Annotated in this window: 18 protein-coding genes; 14 read left to right on the top strand and 4 right to left on the bottom strand. The window is 42.1% G+C overall.

Features of this window, described 5'->3' with window-relative positions; genetic code table 11:
* Positions 1–2 precede the first annotated feature (2 nt).
* The 7 genes from dcd to IEY48_RS00955 are packed head-to-tail and all read left to right on the top strand — an operon-like array spanning position 3 to position 5,307.
* Positions 3–587, top strand: a complete 585-nt coding sequence (gene dcd / locus IEY48_RS00985; protein ID WP_188916463.1) for a dCTP deaminase — start codon at positions 3–5, stop codon at positions 585–587.
* A gap of 5 nt (positions 588–592) precedes the next feature.
* Positions 593–1,420 carry an aminodeoxychorismate lyase gene (gene pabC, locus IEY48_RS00980; RefSeq protein WP_188916617.1) on the top strand — a complete coding sequence of 276 codons (828 nt, stop codon included), beginning with the start codon at positions 593–595 and terminating at the stop codon, positions 1,418–1,420.
* Complete coding sequence (gene mltG / locus IEY48_RS00975; RefSeq protein ID WP_373293683.1) at positions 1,420–2,430, top strand: endolytic transglycosylase MltG; 1,011 nt, start codon at positions 1,420–1,422, stop codon at positions 2,428–2,430. The genes pabC and mltG overlap by 1 nt, the downstream gene beginning before the upstream one ends.
* Entirely contained in the window at positions 2,430–3,074 is a 645-nt protein-coding gene (gene tmk, locus IEY48_RS00970) for a dTMP kinase (RefSeq protein WP_188916616.1), read from the top strand. Before mltG ends, tmk begins: the two co-directional genes overlap by 1 nt.
* 17 nt (positions 3,075–3,091) lie before the next feature.
* Positions 3,092–4,090 (top strand): DNA polymerase III subunit delta', encoded by a 999-nt coding sequence (holB, locus tag IEY48_RS00965; protein ID WP_373293682.1) that lies wholly within the window; start codon positions 3,092–3,094, stop codon positions 4,088–4,090.
* Between the two features lie 46 nt (positions 4,091–4,136).
* Complete coding sequence (locus IEY48_RS00960) at positions 4,137–4,463, top strand: PilZ domain-containing protein (RefSeq protein WP_188916460.1); 327 nt, start codon at positions 4,137–4,139, stop codon at positions 4,461–4,463.
* Between the two features lie 55 nt (positions 4,464–4,518).
* On the top strand, positions 4,519–5,307 hold the full coding sequence (locus IEY48_RS00955) for a TatD family hydrolase (protein ID WP_188916459.1): 789 nt from the start codon (positions 4,519–4,521) through the stop codon (positions 5,305–5,307).
* A 285-nt stretch (positions 5,308–5,592) separates the two neighbouring features.
* Here IEY48_RS00955 and rsmF read toward each other — a convergent pair whose 3' ends face one another.
* Positions 5,593–7,047, bottom strand: coding sequence for a 16S rRNA (cytosine(1407)-C(5))-methyltransferase RsmF (gene rsmF, locus IEY48_RS00950; protein ID WP_188916614.1), 1,455 nt, complete (start codon positions 7,045–7,047; stop codon positions 5,593–5,595).
* Positions 7,048–7,168: 121 nt separating this feature from the next.
* On the opposite strand from rsmF, the gene IEY48_RS00945 reads away from it, so the two are divergent.
* Positions 7,169–8,395: a spore maturation protein gene (locus IEY48_RS00945; protein ID WP_188916458.1), complete on the top strand. Its 1,227-nt coding sequence runs from the start codon at positions 7,169–7,171 to the stop codon at positions 8,393–8,395.
* Positions 8,396–8,780: 385 nt separating this feature from the next.
* Here the strand turns inward: IEY48_RS00945 and IEY48_RS00940 are convergent, their stop codons facing one another.
* The 3 genes from IEY48_RS00940 to IEY48_RS00930 form a co-directional block, all read right to left on the bottom strand.
* Positions 8,781–11,423, bottom strand: coding sequence for an MlaD family protein (locus tag IEY48_RS00940; RefSeq protein ID WP_188916457.1), 2,643 nt, complete (start codon positions 11,421–11,423; stop codon positions 8,781–8,783).
* Positions 11,410–12,027, bottom strand: a complete 618-nt coding sequence (locus IEY48_RS00935) for a paraquat-inducible protein A (RefSeq protein WP_188916612.1) — start codon at positions 12,025–12,027, stop codon at positions 11,410–11,412. The genes IEY48_RS00940 and IEY48_RS00935 overlap by 14 nt, the downstream gene beginning before the upstream one ends.
* Before the next feature lie 64 nt (positions 12,028–12,091).
* On the bottom strand, positions 12,092–12,721 hold the full coding sequence (locus tag IEY48_RS00930; RefSeq protein WP_188916610.1) for a paraquat-inducible protein A: 630 nt from the start codon (positions 12,719–12,721) through the stop codon (positions 12,092–12,094).
* Positions 12,722–12,933: 212 nt separating this feature from the next.
* Here IEY48_RS00930 and IEY48_RS00925 point away from each other — a divergent pair, with 212 nt between their 5' ends.
* From IEY48_RS00925 to IEY48_RS00900, 6 genes are all read left to right on the top strand, one after another.
* Complete coding sequence (locus IEY48_RS00925) at positions 12,934–13,227, top strand: YebG family protein (RefSeq protein ID WP_188916456.1); 294 nt, start codon at positions 12,934–12,936, stop codon at positions 13,225–13,227.
* A gap of 50 nt (positions 13,228–13,277) precedes the next feature.
* Positions 13,278–13,736 (top strand): free L-methionine (R)-S-oxide reductase MsrC, encoded by a 459-nt coding sequence (gene msrC, locus IEY48_RS00920; protein ID WP_188916455.1) that lies wholly within the window; start codon positions 13,278–13,280, stop codon positions 13,734–13,736.
* Positions 13,737–14,011: 275 nt separating this feature from the next.
* Positions 14,012–14,632, top strand: coding sequence for an RNA chaperone ProQ (gene proQ, locus IEY48_RS00915; protein ID WP_188916454.1), 621 nt, complete (start codon positions 14,012–14,014; stop codon positions 14,630–14,632).
* A gap of 21 nt (positions 14,633–14,653) precedes the next feature.
* On the top strand, positions 14,654–16,705 hold the full coding sequence (prc, locus tag IEY48_RS00910; protein ID WP_188916453.1) for a carboxy terminal-processing peptidase: 2,052 nt from the start codon (positions 14,654–14,656) through the stop codon (positions 16,703–16,705).
* A gap of 122 nt (positions 16,706–16,827) precedes the next feature.
* Positions 16,828–19,389, top strand: a complete 2,562-nt coding sequence (gene pepN / locus IEY48_RS00905; RefSeq protein ID WP_188916452.1) for an aminopeptidase N — start codon at positions 16,828–16,830, stop codon at positions 19,387–19,389.
* 92 nt (positions 19,390–19,481) lie between these two features.
* Complete coding sequence (locus IEY48_RS00900; protein ID WP_188916451.1) at positions 19,482–19,697, top strand: DUF2835 domain-containing protein; 216 nt, start codon at positions 19,482–19,484, stop codon at positions 19,695–19,697.
* Positions 19,698–19,807 lie beyond the last annotated feature (110 nt).

The following is a 19,807-nucleotide window of genomic DNA, read 5'->3' as shown; positions in this document are numbered from 1 at the left end:
GCATGCGTTTAACAGATATCGAAATTGAGCAGTGTTTAGATAATGGCACCATTATTATCGATCCACGCCCTGGTATTGATGCTATATCGGGAGTCAGTGTTGATGTCCGTTTAGGGAGTCAATTTCGAGTATTTGAAGACCATACAGCACCTTACATTGATTTAAGTGGCCCAAGTGCAGAAATGCAGTTAGCACTTGATCGTGTTATGAGCGATAAAATCGAAATAACTGACGATAATGCTTTTTTTCTTCACCCAGGTGAATTAGCTCTGGCGATAACTTATGAGAGCGTCACTTTACCGCCAGATATTGTGGGTTGGTTAGATGGTCGCTCATCATTGGCTCGTTTAGGCTTAATGGTCCATGTGACTGCACATCGTATTGATCCCGGTTGGCAGGGTAAAATTGTATTAGAGTTTTATAACAGTGGTAAATTGCCGTTGGCGCTTCGCCCTGGCATGACAATTGGTGCGCTTAACTTTGAACGTTTAAGCTCACCCGTTGCACGGCCTTATAACACACGTAAAAACGCTAAGTACAAAGATCAGCAAGACGCTGTGGCTAGCCGGATCAGCCAGGACAAATAATGGCATTGGTTTGGGTTAACCAGGTAGCACAAGGCACAGTCAGTCCTTTTGACCGCGGATTGGCATACGGTGATGGCGTGTTTGCAACAATGCGCACCGCTGCTACTAATCAGCTAGCGGCGGTTTTGTTTATGGACAATCACCTGTCGCGCTTACAACAAAGTTGTTTGCGATTAGGCATGCATTGGCAAGCAAGTGAGGCATTAACTAGTCAGCTCTTGTCTTTGGCCACTCAATACCCTCAACATTGTATCAAGTTACTACTGACTCGTGGTGAAGGTGGGCGTGGATATCAAGCGCCAGCGCAAACCCAAATCAATGAAATCGTCAGTGTCACTCCAATCCCTGAGCATTATCAACAATGGCAGCAACAGGGGATAGCACTCGCAACATCTCCCATCGCACTTGCTCGCCAACCGCTACTGGCAGGCATGAAGCACCTTAACCGGTTAGAGCAAGTTCTGATTAAATCACAGCCGTTAGTGGCTAATACTCAAGATTGGCTGGTATGTGATACAGATGGTTGGGTGATAGAATCATCAATGGCAAATATCTTTGCGATAATAGGTGGCAAGGTAGTGACCCCTGCAATAACACATGCTGGGGTAAGCGGGGTGATGCGCGAGCAATTTATCGATGTATTACTACAAGATGGCCTCAAGGTTATGGTTAAACCTATGCGTTATGAAGATCTTACTGCCGCTGAACATATCGTTCTGACTAACAGTTTATTTGGTGTAGTTGATGTGCACACCATTGATCAATTTCAATTTAGCCGTTGGACGCATACGTCGCGATTCAGGCATGTTTTGAGTGTAAATTTACCATCATGATAAAAACAATAACAACACGTTTATTGGCAAGTTTAATTCCACTATTTGCCGTAGTTTGTCTCTCAGGCTATTGGTTTGTTAACGAATTAATCGTCTTTCAAAAACAAGCTTTACAACTTGATCAAGTCGAACCACTAAATGTTGAACCTGGTACTTCTATAATCAAACTGGCGCAACACTTAGAACAACAAGCGTTAATAACCGACAGCTGGAAAGTAAAATATCTAGTCAAGCTTGAGCCTAAACTGGCACAGATTAAAACGGGTTATTATCAACTTATCCCGGGTGATACCCTTGAGAGTGTGTTCAAGCGTGTTCGTTTAGGTCAAGAAGCAGTATTTAGTGTCACTTTAATTGAAGGTAAATCAATTAAAGAGTGGCAACAAGCGTTAGCAAAAAGTGAGCGGTTAATTGTCGGTCACGACGACTTTAATCAAGTGTTGCTGGCCAATGGCGATACCTCGGGCTTACCAGAGGGTAAGTTTTATCCTGAAACGTTTCACTATCATGCCGATGATAACGTGCAAACCGTGTTGCAACGCAGTTTTGATATGATGCAAATGAGTCTCAAGCAAGCATGGGCAGGGCGTGATAAAGACTTGGCGTTAAACTCACCTTATGAGTTATTGATTATTGCCTCCATTATTGAAAAAGAAACGGGCAAACCAGAAGAACGTGATTGGGTGTCAGCGGTATTTAACAATCGCCTTAAAAAGGGCATGCGCTTACAAACCGACCCGACAGTGATTTATGGTATGGGCGAGCGCTATAAAGGCAACATTACGCGTAAAGACTTGCGTGAAGCCACGGCATTTAATACCTACAAAATAGACGGACTACCGCCAACCCCTATTGCGGCGCCGAGCCGTGCATCGTTATTTGCCGCGGCAAACCCAGCGAAAGTTAATTATTTATATTTTGTATCACGTAATGACGGTAGCCACGTATTTTCAGCGACATTAAAAGCACATAACAAAGCGGTAAACGAATTTCAGAGAAAAAGAAAATGATGAGCCAAGTAGGAAAATTTATTGTAATTGAAGGGCTTGAGGGCGCAGGAAAATCCAGTGCTATTGCACTTGTGAATGATTTAATCCAACAACATGTTGGCCAAGCTCCGGTGTGTACCCGTGAGCCTGGTGGTACGCCATTGGCTGAAAAAATGCGCGACTTGGTTAAAATTGCAGACGAAACAGACCCACTTTGCGATGAGGCAGAATGCTTACTTATTTATGCCGCACGCTCGCAGCTCATTGCTAACGTGATTAAGCCTGCACTTGCCAAAGGTCAATGGGTATTAGGAGACCGTCATAATCTATCATCGCTAGCTTATCAAGGTGGCGGCCGTGGACTCATGCCCTTAGTCAAAGCGGTAAGTGATGCTTGTCTTGGCGGGTTTACGCCCGATTTCACTCTGTATTTAGATATTGACCCAAAGCTTGGCCTTACCCGCGCAGCAAATCGCGGTGAATTAGACAGAATTGAGCAGCAAGCCATCGAATTTTTTGAGCGAGCAAGACAAACTTATTTACAGTTGGCAGCGCAAGATGACAGCATTGTTGTGATTGATGCGAGTCAACCGATAGATAAAGTCCATCAAGATATTCGCACTCAATTGCAACAACGTTTACCTATGCTGCACCATAAAGCTTAGCACTTGCGCTAAAGGACATTATTGACATGAGCGACTATCAATTAGCACAACTTCCTTGGTTAGCCGATGCGCACCAACGTTTTGTGGATGTGCATTATCGTGGCAAAAACAGTCATGCTCATTTGCTTAATGTCGACAATGCTTTAGGCGGGGTAGTACTGGCAAACGCATGTGCCGAAACGGTGTTGTGTCAACAGTTGACGCCCGTTGGCGCCTGCGGCCAATGTAAAAGTTGTTTATTGTTAAGCGCAAATAATCATCCAGATTTGCACGTTGTTAAGCCTGATGGAAATCAAATTAAAGTCGACCAAATTAGGCTGTTGTGTCAGTCATTAACTCAGACGGCGCAGCAAGGTGGCGCAAGGGTCGCACTTATCACCGATGTAGAACGGCTCAATATTGCTGCAGCTAATGCACTGCTTAAAACGCTAGAAGAACCGGGTAATGATGTTGTATTGATTTTACAAACCAATCATACATCACAACTGCTTCCTACTATTACTAGCCGCTGTCACACGCTAGCTTTTAATGCGCCTGACAAACAACAGATCCAACAATGGTTAGCTCAACAACATTTGTTGCCTGCACCAAACGAGCAGGGTAAAACCCATGACGTCACCTGGTGCTTAAGTGTGGTGGGTGGCCCGCTATCATTGGCCGAAAGTTTGCGTAGTAAACATTACCAACAATTGTTAACGTACCGACAAGATTGGGCTCAAAGTTTACAATCAGGACATTTAACCAATAGTCTGCTGACATTAACAGAACAACAAATTGTTGATGCACTTAATGTTTTGTATTTGTACTTACGCCAATATGTGTTAAAAAGTAATAGTAAGATGCAGTTGCAAGGTAAGCCGGCTTTGCAATTGAATCCATTGGTACAAGGTAAGTTGATTGAATTCGCGGGTACTGTGATGCAGATGTGCCAAAAGTTGCAAACAATGCCAAGCGTTAATACACAGGCTTTATGCCAACAATATATCCTCACGTTTAAGCAGCTTACAAACGGATAATGCTAAACGAAATTTTAACTCTTTTACGGAATAGAAAGAATTACTTATGGTCGATCTTGTAGTCAACTACGATAATATACATAAGCTTTATCGTGCATATATGCCATTTATTAAACCGGCAGGCTTATTTATTTCGACTACAGAAAGTCATTATCTAGGCCAAGAACTGACCATTTCGTATCGTTTACCTAATGCGACACAAGCTAATGAGTTTCAAGGCACAGTGGTGTGGATTAACCCATTAGGTGCTTCAGGCGGTCGTCCTGCGGGTATTGGCGTTAAAATTAAAACCGATGTTGAAAGCCACAAACACCATATCGAAAAATTATTATCGAGCGAACTGTCTTCGAGCGATTTGACCTGCACCATGTAGCTAGGTATTCTTGCGCATCTGATTTAGTTGCTAACACTGTTGTGAAAGAATACCCATGCTAATTGATTCTCATTGTCACCTTGACCGCCTAAAAGCGGCTCCCAATACCGCAAGCCTTCACACCATAATGGACAACGCTAAAGCACAAGGCGTTGATTATTTATTATGTGTCAACGTTCGCCAGCAAGGCTTTGAAGCCATGCGCGATAAAGTTGCCGCGTTTAATAACGTGTTTTTATCGTCTGGAGTACACCCGTTAGATGTTCAAGAAGGCTTAAACATTGAAGACATTAAGCGTTTTGCAACCGACCCGCGTGTGGTTGCCATTGGTGAAACGGGCCTTGATTATTTTTATTCAAATGACACTAAAACGTTGCAACAACAATGTTTTGAACAGCAAATAGCACTCGCGGTTGAAGTCAATAAACCATTAATTGTTCATACGCGTGATGCCCGAGAAGACACCATTAATATGCTTAAAGCAGGTAATGCAGATAACGTCGGCGGTGTATTACATTGTTTTACTGAAAATTGGGAAATGGCTAAAGCGGCGATTGATTTAGGTTTTTACATTTCGGTTTCTGGCATTGTGACTTTTAAAAATGCCGCAGAGCTACGTAGTGTTATTCGCCAAGTGCCAAAAGACAGATTACTGGTCGAAACCGATTCACCTTATTTAGCGCCTGTGCCACATCGCGGCCAAGAAAATCAGCCTGCTTATGTGCGTGACGTTGCTGAATTTGTTGCTGAATTGCGCGGTGAGAAATTTGATGATTTAGCTCAATACACCACAGATAACTTCTTTAACCTGTTTAAAGATGCTGCGACGTTAATCGGCCGGTAACAAACACATAAAAAAAGACCCAAAACGATCCAATTGTTTTGGGCCTAGGGAAAGGGCTCTATTAAGAGCCTTGCGCTACTGTGTGGCATCATCATTTATGCACATGCTTTTGTGGAAACAATGACATTAGTTGGCGATGCCGAATACTCAATGAGCTATGAACTATGAACTATGAATAAATTATAGTCATGGTTATTGGGCTTTGCCTAAAAGATATTCAAAAAAATTTGATCTGGATCATTTTGAGTGCCAAGTAAGTGTGACCTTGTTCGCATTATTATGTGTTTATAAGCTCAAATTGACATTGTCGCGTACTAAATCGCGCGGCAAATTATTTTTAAGTCTATGTCCCAAATGTTTTACCACTCCGATAACCACATTATGGTAACTCACTAACATTTCTCCTTGAGCCATTTCGGTTAGTTGCTCCTGCACTGCAGCTGAAAAGCTATTGCTAGCAATGTCCCGGCCCATCAAATAGTCTTGTGCTTGTGTATCTGACAGCTCGATACAACGAGGATTGCGGCTTGCATCAGCTGATAGTGCAATAATGGCCTCGTGTTTAGCTTTGTAGCCTTTTTTAAGCGCATCGGCGAGTTTTAAGCCAATCCTTTGAAATCGCATTTTGCCGATAAAAGGCATAAACATGGCTGGAAATAACCAAAATTCATCATCGCGAAGCATAATGATGTCATCTTGAGGCAAATCGATTGCAAAAGTGTCAGCAAAGTATTGTTTCAGTGCGTGCTGTTGCTTATCTGGTGCAATGGAAAAAGGAAAGTTTTTCTGTAATTTAGGTTGTTTCTTGGTACGTTCAACTGAAGCGGTTTTACGGATTTTTGCGACAAAAAAGCCTTCACTATCGAATATCTGCGGCCAAACATGCAAAAAACCTTCTTCAGTACAGGCTTTATGAGCGCCATCAAACAGGTTTTTAAGTGAAACAAACTCCACGGCATCAGGATAGGTTTGTTGTAAATGCTGGCAAATATGTTGGTTTTCTAATTGGCTTAAGGTGCAGGTTGAATAGACTAATGTGCCACCTGGTTTTAACGCTAAAAATGCCGATTCAATTAAGTCTTTTTGGGTTTCGCCGATTGCAGTAACATCTTGAATATCCCAATGTTTTAATGCTAGAGGGTCTTTGCGAACCGTACCTTCGCCGCCACAGGGGGCATCCAATAAAATGGTATCAAATGACTCATATAAATATTCGCCAAATACACGACCATCAAAATGAGTTAGTGCAGTATGACTCGCGCCCATTCGCAGAACATTGGCATGCAATACTTTCACTCTGCTGGCAGAATATTCATTGGCAATCAATAAGCCTTTATTTTGCATTAACGCGGCAATTTGAGTGGTTTTAGAGCCAGGGGCAGAGGCTACGTCTAACACTAAATCTGGATTAAGTCCGTCAGCAAATAATGCTGTGGGCGGTAACATTGAACTGGCTTCTTGAATATAAAATAGCCCTTGTATGTGCTCAATGGTGTTGCCTAATTGCACATCATCTTTACCGTCAATCCAAAAACCATCAGCACACCAAGGGATGGGGTGTAATTGCCAACCTGCTTGGGTCATTATTTCGGTAAATTCTGCGGTGGATATTTTTAAGGTATTGACCCTTATAGATTTTCGTAATGGTTTATCACAAATAGAGATAAACTCTTCTATAGATAAATGAGCCGGCAGTTCTTTCTCTATGTGGCTGATAAAATTTGGGTTTAATTGGACCATAATAATCAAGTTACACTTTTTTAAGCAGAATTGTGTCGATCATAACACGTAATTGTTGCCCCTCAATCCCTATGAATACTGTATATTATGCAAAAATTACGACTGTGTGACGGAGTTAAGTGTGTTAAATCGGGTCTGGCTTTTATTTTTTATTGTGGCTGCCGTTTCTATTATCATCCAATTGTTTGGTGGCAATAACGAGGTCTTGGGCGAAACCGTCACGGCACTATTCGCCAGCGCCAAATTAGCCGCAGATATTTCGCTAGGGTTAATTGGTGTATTAGCCCTGTGGATGGGCTTAATGCAGGTGGGTGAAAAAGCCGGTGTTGTCAGCCTGTTTGCCCGCGTGTTTGAACCCTTGTTGTCTAAATTGATGCCAGAGGTTCCCCGTGGGCATGTGGCTTATGGCAGTATCAGCATGAACTTAACGGCTAACATTTTAGGTCTAGATAACGCCGCAACGCCGTTGGGGTTAAAAGCAATGCACGATTTGCAAAGTTTGAACCCAATTAAAACCGTGGCAACAAATGCACAAATTCTCTTTTTAGTGCTCAATACCTCTTCGGTCACCTTGGTGCCGGTAACGGTGTTTCTATATCGCGCACAGCAGGGCGCCCCCAATCCAGCTGATGTTTTTTTACCTATATTATTGGCAACAAGTGCCTCTACCATTGTGGGTTTATTAGTGGTGGCAACCGTTCAGCGAATTTCACTGTTTAATAGTGTGATGTTAGCTTATGCCGGGTTGATTATTGGCTCATTAATGGCGGGTGTTGCATATTTAGCAACCTTGTCTGTCGATGCGATTGGGCAAGTCTCTATGGTGTTGGGTAATGGCATATTATTGATATTAATTTTCAGTTTTATCTTGGCGGCAGGATATCGAAAAATTGCGGTTTATGATGAATTTGTTGAGGGCGCGAAACAAGGTTTTAATCAGGCGATAACGCTTATTCCTTACCTAATTGCGATGTTACTGGCCATTGGAGTATTGCGTGCATCTGGTGCGTTAGATTATGCATTACATGTATTAGCTTCGGTTATTAATGGCTTTGGTTGGGACACGCGTTTTATTGATGCGATACCGACAGCATTGATGAAACCATTTAGTGGCTCAGGAGCCAGAGCCATGATGTTAGAAACGATGGACCATCATGGGGTCGATTCATTTGCGGGCCGTTTAGCTGCGATTTTACAGGGCAGTACCGAAACTACTTTTTATGTGTTGGCCGTTTATTTCGGCTCCGTAGGTATTCGTAACGGTCGCCATGCGCTTAGTTGTGGTCTTGCTGCTGATGCGGCCGGGATCAGTGCTGCGATCGGTGTGTGCTATTGGTTTTATGGTTAGCACTTATTATACCAATTCCATTAATTATGTGACCAATCAGAGTCACTCAGATTGTTCAGTTTGAGGCGCATTGTTGAAATAATGGTTATTCCCTTCTAAGGCAATGCAACAAAGAAATGAACGGTCTGAGTGTCTCCAGTAAGGCGGGTTTCTGTGCCTTCTATGCTGCTTAATAGCATTTTGACGTAGAACAACTATGCCTACAATTCTATTACTTGCCTAGAAGACACAGAACTCCCGCTGAATGACCAGATAATTAATGGAATTGGTATTACTAAATGATTTCACTTAGTACGGATCAGTTTGTTTGACGCTGGATTAAACGTAAAGAAAATAAAGGCCGATAGTGATATCGGCCTTTATTGATTAATGATCGAGCTATTAATTACCTAGCTTGTACTGGTTGCCATTCGGCCCATTCAGGTAACATTTTATGTTGCAGCTTAATACGGTCATTTGCTGATAAACGATTACTGTCATTAGTGACATCGCGCGTGGCAATGGCTATGCCGCCAGCAAGAATGGTTTCAAGCGACTGGGCTTCTAATTGTGCGCCAGAAAATAAGCCAACATCTAATTTGATCCCTGATGCATCCCAAAATTGACTGCTTTGATTCACTAAATGGCGATATTGCGTTTCGACATGAGCATACAGGGTAATATCGATGCCGCTATCAGCTAATTGGTAGCCATCAATTTGGCCAATATTAATGCCCCGGAAAAACAATGGCGTACCGACCTTAATTGAACCTAATTGATTATCTACCAACTGAAACCTCACCGCATCAGCTGGGACGTTAGCATCTAAGCGGGCATGATTTAATGCCGTGAATTGGTTTGTAGTGAAAGTATTGTTCCCTGGGATCACACCTATATACGGTCCTGTAAGTAGTGTGTCTGGTGCCTGGATACCAGCAAGAGATATTTGCGCTTCGACGATAAAAAATTCACTGTCATCGCGGCTGAAACGCTCAGCATAGTCGCCATAAAGGTAGGCTTTGGCGTTAAGTGTGGTCAATGTTGGGTCAAGTTTAACTTGTGAAATTTCACCGATTTGATGACCTTGGTAACGAATGGCTGCATTAGCCGTGATTTTTGCACTGACAGGTAAAATCAAATCGATAACTTTTGCCTGCATTAATGCTAATGCTTGACTGTCATAGAGCCGTAAATTAGCTTGAGTGTCATTTGCTAACTCAGTGTTTAAATGACCAAGAGTAATACTGCCATTTATTGCTCCTTTTAGCGGCGCGACATCAATATCAACTCCGGCAAGACTGGCATTAATGGCCACTGCATTATTTCGCCAAAAGACCGTATTAGGTTTGATTAAAGGTGTGAACTTTTTATCGATACTGATATCAACAGTGAACTTGTCTGTTTCTGCCTGCCAATTGACTTTACTGACGGCGCCAATTTGCATTTTTTTATAGTAAATAGGTGAGCCTTCAGCTAAGTCTGCGCCATCGATACTGGTTAATGTCATTGTGCGCATTTGTTGCTTAGCAAACATGCTTTTCGCCGCTTCAATTGACTCATATAAGGTTAATGTGTCATTGGCCGTCACTAATGTTTTACTTTTAGCTGGCACTAAACTGATAGCCCCTTCAAGCATGGTGGTGAGATCGCGTGTGGCGACACTCACACCATCAAGTGACGCGTTAATGGCGAGGGCGCTTTCTGGTACAAAAAAGCTTCCTTGAGTCACTAAACGGGTGAACTCAGGCAAGATTTCGATTTGATATTCAACCTTAGCAAAGTCTTCACTGAGGTTAACGTTAATGATTTGACCAATCGGCAATTGTTTATAGCGCACTTGTGCACCATTACTGACGCCGGTATGAGTATTTGCCTCAACGGTCAATGCTAATTTGTCTGCAGTGAGTAAATCCGGTGCTTGCGGGGCTATCTCAAATTGCATTGACTCAGTGGCAATTTGGCTACCGGGTAATACACTGATGACACTGCCGGTAACTAATCGGCCGATATTTTTCATCGCTTTAAGTGAAAGCTCAGCCCCACTTAACCAAAAACGGCTGTCAGGGGTGATTAAGTCTTTGTATTTATGATTAACTTGTGCGGTAAATTGAACACCATCATCAGTTAATTGTTTACTATCTACCTGACCAATTTTAATGCCGCGATACTCGAGCGCAGTTCCTTCACTGATATCATCAGCATTGGCGGCCGTTAAGGTGACGTTAATCCCTCCAATGGCCGATTGCTCGTCATGAAATAACGGATAACTATCGCCATTTTTAGCGAGCTCGGTTTCTGAACCACTATCGAAGCTAATTCCGCCGGCTAGAATTGAGGCAATACTTTCAGTGTTGATTTTAACGCCACTTAATGAAGCATCTATTTTTAACCCTGAGACATTCCAAAAACGCGAATCTTTATGCACTAAATGGGTGTATTGTTCTTGGACAAATGCACTGATAATAATTTGTTTTTTACCGTCTAAACGGTAACTCACGACACTGCCGACAGGTACTTGGCGGAAAAAAACCGGAGACCCAACATCAATTGATCCGAGTTTAGGTGCTTTAAGTTCTACCATAATCCCTTCGCTACCAGGCAAAATTGCTGGTGCTTCACGCTGCGCTTCAAACTCTGTGGTCGAGCGGCCTTCGCCGGGTTGAATCGCAATATAGTTACCAGAGAAGAGAGTGTCTAAGCCTTCAACACCAGTGATACTGGCTTTGGGTTTCACTAACCAAAATAGGGTGTTTTGGTTTAAAAATGGGTCTGCGCGATAATCCATAATCACTTTGACGTTAACCCCTTTAAGATCATCGTCAATGCCAATATCAGACACTTTACCCACAGTTAGCCCTTGGTATTTCACGAGGGTTTTTCCAATGTCGATACCGGCAGCACTAGGAAAGTGGATCATAATTTCGATACCAGATTCTTTGATACTTTTTACCCCAAGCCAAGCGCCTAAAATCAACGCGACTACAGGCAATAACCAAATTGGCGAGAATAATTTTTTCTTCACAACTTTAGGTGATTCAATTTGTGTCATGTGTTTTTTCCAAGCGGTCCCAGAGTAAACGAGTATCAAGCACTTTGGCGGCTAATTGAGTGAGTAAAATCACCAAGGCAAAAGCCGTCGCTGCAGGTGCGGGTTTAGCGTCAAGTAATTGCCCCATATTAACCAGGGCAACCGTCAACGAAATAACAAATAAATCAAGCATCGACCAGCGACCAATCCATTCAATGACATGGAAGCCCACCATGAGTTTTCTTTTTGATATGGGTAAATTAAAACTAATCGCTGCCAAATAAGTCGCGAGGCCAAAAATCTTTAACCATGGCACTAAAATACTGGCGGTGAATACAATAATGGCAATCGGGAACATGCCTGTTTGCACCAAGTGGCTAATGCCACTAAAAATGGTGTCGTTAGTCACGACCCCGCGATTGGTGAGTAGGGTAATAGGATACACATTAGCCAAAACTAATAAAATAGTTGCCGTGACCAATAAAGCCCAGCTTTGTTGCACACTGGCATAATTGCGAGTAGCTAATTTACTGTAGCAACGTCGGCAATTACTGTTTGTAGTTCGATTGAGTTTTTTACACACAGGGCATAAGCATAAGCCCATTTGGTTTCCCTGGATATGCACAGGGGCTGCATCAGTATGGCTTAGCACAGGGGGTAGGTTGCTGATAATGTCCTCGGTAGTGTGTTTAGTTGTCATCAACAAAACTCCACATATGTTCGAGATTATATTCGCGCTGTAAAAATAAAATAATCACAAATAACATCGTAAAACTGAATGTGCCCATACCAAAGTAAACGTCTGAGAAATCAGAAAGTTGAAATGCAGACACTAAAAAACTAATCACATATATTTCTAACATGGTCATTTGAGCAATTAGTCCCTGGTTTTTAAGTAAGGTTGTATAAGTGCGTTGCCAAAACGATTGTTGCAGCTTTAATTTTACAATTAAGACTTGTGTCAAAATTGATAAAATCAATACTGCTGGGGCAATCACTGCCGCTACCATTACAGCCAGTCCAACAACCCAATAACCTTGTGCCCACACCGCAATGGCCGCCTCAAAAACAGTGGTGGTTCTAATGCTGCCTAAAAAATGAATTTCAAGAACGGGTAATAAATTGGCAGGAATAAAAATAATCAATGCGGCTACACACAGCGCCAGCATGCCATTAATAGAACAATAAGGTGCATCATATAATGCGGTATCGCAACGAGGACAGAGCGCTCGTGCACTAGAAGGAAGCGCACGTTTTCTTACTGCCAAATCACATGAACGGCATAAAATTATTGAATCATGATCATCAAGTTCATGCATCAAAAGTGGTTTAATCCATATCAAAAGCGCTGAGTAAAAATAAGGCTATAACGGCTGCCTTGTTATCTGTTTGCTTGAATAATTGTCGTTAATACTCACCTGACAAAAATTCCAATGCTGCTTGATAATATCAGAATAATCAGAACACTTGCATCATAAGTTAACTCTGTGAGATTCTATGCACTGTATATAAAAACAGTGAGGATTATATCATGGCAGTGATTACCCAATTTGTCGTGGTCAGAGAAGGGGTGGAAAAGATGACATTCACATCGAAGAAGGAGGCCGATGCCTACGATAAGATGCTTGATATTGCCGACAATCTGCTACCTTTTTTAGCCCAAGCAGACATCGAACTTGATGAAAATAAGTGCGAACAGCTCGCATTTTACATGGCAAACAATAAAGATGAGCTTTCTAACTTGCTAAAAGGCACAGTAAAGGTTAAAACCCCTCCTGCAGCCAAAGTCAAAAAGACCGCTGCGAAAAATACGCCAACAGAATAACGACGTTAATTCTATCAGCCAGCATTAACGTCAGTGTCAAAGGAACGAAAATGAAAACCGAATTTTACCAAACATTAAATCGTCAAGCCCAAGCATTACTTGAAGGTGAGGACGACTTAATTGCGGCAATGGCTAACTTTTCAGCATTACTCAATGATAACCTTGCTGATTTAAACTGGGCTGGCTTTTACATTAAACGTGGTGATCAATTAGTATTAGGCCCGTTTCAAGGTAAAGTTGCGTGTACTCGAATTGCTATGGGCAAAGGTGTATGTGGCACGGCTGCCGCATTAAATACAACTCAACGTGTCGCTGATGTACATGCATTCGATGGTCACATTGCATGCGATTCGGCCAGTAATTCTGAAATAGTTATCCCAGTTCGCCAAGGTGAAGAAGTGGTTGCCGTTTTAGACATTGACAGTCCTTTATTGAATCGTTTTGATGAAGATGATCAAATTGGCCTAGAAATGATGGTAAAAAGTTTCGAATCTGGCTTATTTGCTTAAATAGCGAACAAATAAGGCTAAATCATAGTCGCATTCGCTGCTGTGAGCTTTATAATACGCAGCAATACGCATTTGTACTGGATTTCAGTGTCAGCGATGATTTAAGCTGATTACAAGTTTGGTTAAATTGTTAAGGTTTGTTTCAATGACTTTAGCAAACAGGCGGATAGTGATAATTTGTACGTTAAGCTTTAAATACAAAGCTTAGCGAAAGATGAACGACTGTATGGCATACTCTGCCGTAGAACAGTCCCTTTATTAACGTGGAAGTAAAAATGGAATCAACAGACAAGTTGACCGACACCAACGCAATATTAGCGTATTTATATGAAACCTTTCCTTTATGCTTTATTGCTGAAGGTGAAACTAAACCATTAAAAATTGGTCTATTTCAAGACTTGGCTGAACGGTTAGCTGATGATTCTAAAGTCAGTAAGACACAATTACGTGTTGCACTACGTCGTTACACAAGCAGCTGGCGCTACCTTAAAGGTGTTAAAGCCGGTGCCCAGCGTATCGATCTTGATGGCAATGAATGCGGTGAATTAGAGCAAGAGCACATTGATCACGCTCAAGTAACGTTAAAAGAAAGCCAAGAAAAGGCTAAAGCTAAACGTCAAGCTCAGGCACCAAAAAATGCAGCTAAAAAGCCTGCAAAGAAAGCCGCACCTAAACGTGCACCAGTGAAAAAAGAACGTCCAGCACCTGTCGCTGCGCCTGTTGTTAAATTAGAGCCTGCAAAGCTTGAAGAGTTAAAACAAAAGCAACGAGTCAATGTTAAATTAGGCGCCACACCAGTACCGGGTGTCGTTACCGACATTAACAAAGAAGATGTGCTTGTTCAGTTAGACACTGGCTTGACCATCAAAGTACGTGTAGAGCACATACTATTATAGAAATTTAAGGAGTACTTGTTGATGCGAAAACTTACCTTGGCCGTGTCGATTGCCAGCTTATTTGTCGGCTTTTCGGCGTGGGCAATATCACCAACGATTCAAATCAGCGAGTTACCCAAGCTAGCACAAGAGCCGCAACACAAAGTGGCTAGCAAGCGAGTAACCACATTGTTTACTCGCTCGCACTATCATCGCTTTAACCTAGATGATGCCTTCTCAGAGCAAATCTACTCACGTTTTCTTGAGCAATTAGACTATCGCCGTAATGTGCTAACCGCAGAAGACATTGCCAGCTTTGATCAGTATAAAAATCAATTTGATGACATGGTGACCAGTGGCGATATTAGCCCAGCGTTTACTATGTATGATTTAGTACAAAAGCGCCGTTATGAACGTTTTGCTTATGCGTTAACTTTACTCGACAAAGAGTTTGATTTCACCAAAGCCGGTGATGCCTACGAGTTCGACCGCGAAGATGCCGTATGGCCAAAAGATCTTGCTGAAGTTAACGAGTTATGGCGACAACGCGTTAAATACGATGCGTTAAACCTTAAGTTAACCGGTAAAAAATGGCCTGAAATTGTTGAAGTGTTAGAGAAACGCTACAACAACGCCATTAAACGTTTAAGCCAAACCCAAAGCGAAGATGTGTTTCAAAGCGTCATGAACGCTTTTGCCCGCAGCGTTGAACCACACACCAGTTATTTGTCGCCACGTAATGCAGAACGTTTCCAAATGGAGATGAACCTAAGCCTTGAGGGTATTGGTGCTGTGTTGCAAATGGACGATGATTATACCGTGATTAAAAGCCTGGTTGCTGGAGGCCCAGCGGCTAACAGCGAAAAGTTATCGCCAGAAGATAAAATCGTCGGTGTAGGACAAAAAGACAATGACATTGTCGATGTTATTGGCTGGCGTTTAGACGATGTTGTTGATTTGATTAAAGGGCCAAAAGGCAGTGAAGTTGTACTGCAAATTTTGCCTAAAAAAGGTGGCGCTAACGCAAAAACGTTTGAAGTGACCATCACTCGTGACAAAATTCGTTTAGAAGACAGAGCCGCAACTTCAAAAGTGGTTGAGCCAACAGAAGGCCAATACGCTAACCGTAAAGTCGGTGTGATTCAAATTCCTGGTTTTTATATGAATTTGTCACAAGACGTTGCTAAAGAAATTACTAAGCTTGAACAAGATAACGTTGAAGGGATTATTATCGACCTTCGTGGTAATGGCGGCGGGGCATTAACTGAAGCAACCTTGTTAACAGGCTTATTTATTGATATGGGCCCAGTTGTACAAATACGCGATGCCAATGGCGGGGTTAATGAAAACCGTGATAACGACGGCAAGAGTGCATACACCGGTCCATTAACCGTCATGGTTGACCGTTACAGTGCTTCGGCCTCGGAGATTTTTGCAGCGGCCTTACAAGACTACGACCGTGCGTTAATTGTTGGTGAGTCAACCTTTGGTAAAGGTACCGTGCAGCAACATAAAAGCTTAGGTCGAATTTATGACATGTACGAAAAGCCTATTGGCCATGTACAGTACACGATTGCTAAGTTTTACCGCATCAATGGCGGCAGTACCCAGTTAAAAGGTGTCACTCCAGATTTGCGTTTCCCAAGTGCTTTAGAGCCAGGTGAATACGGCGAGTCTGAAGAGAAAAACGCACTACCTTGGGATAAAGTACCTGTGGCGCAATACAACACGCTAGGTAATATCAGCCCAAGTTTAATCAGTAATCTTGATGCAAAACACAAAGCGCGTATTAGCACTGATACTGAGTTCAGTTATATTTACGAAGACATTAATGAGTTTAAAAAGCATCACAAAGATAAGACCATTTCATTGGTTGAAAGTGAGCGTGTTGCATCTAGCGAGTCAGATGATAAACGTGCCCTAGACCGTGCCAATGCACGTCGAGTGCAACAAGGTCTTGAAGTGGTTAAATCACTTGATGACATTGAAACCACTGACGACAGCAAATTACCTGATGCATTTTTAGATGAAACCGCCTATATCACTCTTGATATGGCAGATGCAGAAAAAATGGCGAAAGCTACTGCTAAGTAAGCAGTAATATGACAAAAAAAACGCGCTTAAGGCGCGTTTTTTCTTAATATTATCAAGATGCTAAGTTATATTGACAATCAATGTTACTAAGTAAAAATGAGTTTGTTTGAAAAGGATCGAGTATGAGTCAAGCACAAGAAAAACATTTAAAAGATTACGCAAAGCCTGCCTTCACGATTACCCATGTTGATTTAAATGTCATCTTAGATGGCAAAAACACCAAAGTGACGACTACCAGTAAAGTGATCCGTAATGGTGAGCACCAACACGAACTTGTGTTAGATGGCGAGCAAATATCGTTAGGTTCAGTCAAGCTTAATGGCAGTTCAGCTGATTATCGTCAACATGACAATCAATTATTCATTGCCACAGAACTTAATGAATTTGATTTAGAAGTAGTGAGCTTGCTCGACCCAGAAGCAAACTCTAGTCTTGAAGGCTTATACATGTCAGACGGAGCCTACTGTACACAATGTGAGGCAGAAGGTTTTCGCCGTATTACCTACTTTTTAGACCGTCCAGATGTACTGGCCATTTATACCGTTCGTATTGAAGCCGATAAAGCGGCATTTCCATTTTTATTAAGTAACGGTAACTTAATCGATAAAGGTGAAATGCCACGTTCAGGCCGTCATTTTGTTAAATGGCATGACCCATTCCCAAAACCGAGCTATTTATTTGCGCTAGTCGCGGGCGATTTTGATTTACTTAACGACAGCTTTACCACGCAATCAGGCCGCCAAGTTAAACTGCAAGTGTTTGTCGATAAAGGCAACTTGCATAAAGCCGATCATGCGATGGCCTCATTGAAAAAATCAATGAAATGGGATGAAACCCGCTTTGGTTTAGAGTACGACTTAGATATTTATATGATCGTCGCTGTCGACTTTTTCAATATGGGTGCGATGGAGAACAAAGGCTTAAACGTCTTTAACACTAAATACGTATTAGCGGACAAAGCCAGTGCCACAGATGATGACTATCACGGTATTGAGTCGGTAGTAGGGCATGAGTACTTCCATAACTGGACCGGTAACCGTGTCACTTGTCGTGACTGGTTTCAATTAAGCTTAAAAGAAGGCTTAACCGTTTTTCGAGATCAAGAATTTAGCTCAGACGTTGGCTCTCGCGCCGTTAATCGTATTCAAGCGATCCGCGTGATGAAAAACCAACAGTTTGCTGAAGATGCAGGGCCAATGTCGCATCCGATCCGTCCTGAAAGCGTAATAGAAATGAACAACTTCTACACAGTGACCGTTTATGACAAAGGCGCTGAAGTCATCCGTATGATGCACACCATCTTGGGTGAGGAAGGCTTTCAGGCTGGAATGAAGTGTTACTTTGAACGTCATGACGGTCAAGCGGTGACCTGTGATGATTTTGTCAATGCGATGCAAGATGCCAGTGGCAAAGATTTAACTTTGTTCCGTCGTTGGTACAGCCAGGCTGGTACCCCTGTTGTGACCGTCACAGATAAGTATGATGCCGACAATGGCGAGTATCACTTAACGGTGAGTCAGCAAGTTGTCTCTAAAGGCGTTAAGGGGCAAACCTTACATATTCCGTTCAGTCTTGAACTACTGGACAATGCCGGAGAATCGATAGTCAATAAAGTACTTGATGTCACGAAAGCGAGTCAAACCTTTGTATTTGATGGCCTTAGCAGTGCCCCAACGGCTTCGTTGTTACAAGACTTTTCAGCTCCAGTAAAATTGGTTTATGATTTCTCTATCGATCAGCTGGTTCACTTAATGCGTCATGCCTCGAGCGAAGTCGCGCGCTGGGAAGCTTCAGTGCAATTAATTAGTCAAACCATTTGGCACAACATCGCTCAATTGCAACAGCAACAAGTGATGACCGTTGACAGCCGCGTCATTGAAGCTTTCAGAGGTATCATACTTGATGTCAATCTTGACCAAGCATTGGTAGCTGAGATCTTGTCTATTCCATCAGCCTCGGCATTGATCGAACAGGTTGATAGCGTTGATTTAGATGCTTTAGCAAAAGCCAGAGAGTTTGTGGTTGAAGAATTAGCCAGTGCTTGTGAAGATGAGTTACTCGCTCGTTATCGTGAGCTCAGTACTCTTGATGCTGCAGGAGCGCGTGCATTTAAAAATATCGCGTTAAGTTTGCTATGCCAGGTGTCTGATGTCCATGAGAGTGTTGTTGAGAAACAATACTACAATGCGCAAAATATGACAGATTGTCTTGGTGCATTAAAAGCGGCCACAAGCGCACAATTAACTTGTTTACCGGCATTATTGAGTGACTTTGAATCTAAGTGGCATTCAACACCTTTAGTTATGGATAAGTGGCTAACATTGCAGGCGTTGATCAATACAGATGATGTGATTGAGCAAATTAAACAGTTAACTAAACATAACAGCTTTAGTTTTTCAAACCCCAACAGAGTGCGCTCATTAATTGGGGCATTTGCTTCGGCAAACACATATCAGTTCCACCGTGCTGATGGTGAAGGTTATCGCTACTTAACTCAAATTTTGATTAAGTTAAACAAGAGTAACCCACAAGTGGCTTCGCGGATGATTACCCCATTAATTCAATTTGCGAAATTTGATGCCTCTCGCCAACAATTAATGAAGCAGTGTTTGCAAGAGCTGCAAAACCTACCCGATTTATCAAAAGATTTATACGAAAAAGTCACAAAATCATTGGCCGAATAATCGTATTGTCATGGCCACTTTTTTAGCAAAATAAAGTGGTCGTGTTAACAGGTAAAAAGGAGAGCTTGCTCTCCTTTTTTGTGGAGAATACTGTGGAATTATTTTTTTCATTAAATGTCAGTTATGAGGCTTTTTTACCTTACTACCAAGGAGTTGCAGAAAAAGTCCAAGTGCGTGATCAATATGCAAGGGTGTTACACATCAATGGTAAATATTTTAGACCATTTTTAACCTCTCAAGGTATACAAGGAAAGTTTAAATTGGTGTTAAATCCCGATGGTAGTTTCAAATCTCTCAATAAATTATAGAGTATTTACTTCAAACGTTTGATTGATTAATGTAACAGTAAAGTTAACAAGATGAAAATCTATAAGTGCATGAAAATAAACTTTTTTCGATAATAGTTCGTTTTTGGGAT

Origin of the sequence: Shewanella saliphila, assembly GCF_014648295.1 — a bacterium.
Lineage (GTDB): Bacteria > Pseudomonadota > Gammaproteobacteria > Enterobacterales > Shewanellaceae > Shewanella > Shewanella saliphila.
The sequence above is the reverse complement of the archived record's forward strand: the minus strand, read 5'-3'. Positions and strand labels throughout refer to the sequence as shown.

Coding starts and splice junctions, on each gene's coding strand:
- dcd (WP_188916463.1), top strand. CDS start 3: ATGCGTTTAACAGATATCGAAATTGAGCAGTGTTTAGATAATGGCACC.
- tmk (WP_188916616.1), top strand. CDS start 2,430: ATGAGCCAAGTAGGAAAATTTATTGTAATTGAAGGGCTTGAGGGCGCA.
- IEY48_RS00960 (WP_188916460.1), top strand. CDS start 4,137: ATGGTCGATCTTGTAGTCAACTACGATAATATACATAAGCTTTATCGT.
- IEY48_RS00955 (WP_188916459.1), top strand. CDS start 4,519: ATGCTAATTGATTCTCATTGTCACCTTGACCGCCTAAAAGCGGCTCCC.
- rsmF (WP_188916614.1), bottom strand. CDS start 7,047: ATGGTCCAATTAAACCCAAATTTTATCAGCCACATAGAGAAAGAACTG.
- IEY48_RS00940 (WP_188916457.1), bottom strand. CDS start 11,423: ATGACACAAATTGAATCACCTAAAGTTGTGAAGAAAAAATTATTCTCG.
- IEY48_RS00930 (WP_188916610.1), bottom strand. CDS start 12,721: ATGCATGAACTTGATGATCATGATTCAATAATTTTATGCCGTTCATGT.
- IEY48_RS00925 (WP_188916456.1), top strand. CDS start 12,934: ATGGCAGTGATTACCCAATTTGTCGTGGTCAGAGAAGGGGTGGAAAAG.
- msrC (WP_188916455.1), top strand. CDS start 13,278: ATGAAAACCGAATTTTACCAAACATTAAATCGTCAAGCCCAAGCATTA.
- proQ (WP_188916454.1), top strand. CDS start 14,012: ATGGAATCAACAGACAAGTTGACCGACACCAACGCAATATTAGCGTAT.
- prc (WP_188916453.1), top strand. CDS start 14,654: ATGCGAAAACTTACCTTGGCCGTGTCGATTGCCAGCTTATTTGTCGGC.
- pepN (WP_188916452.1), top strand. CDS start 16,828: ATGAGTCAAGCACAAGAAAAACATTTAAAAGATTACGCAAAGCCTGCC.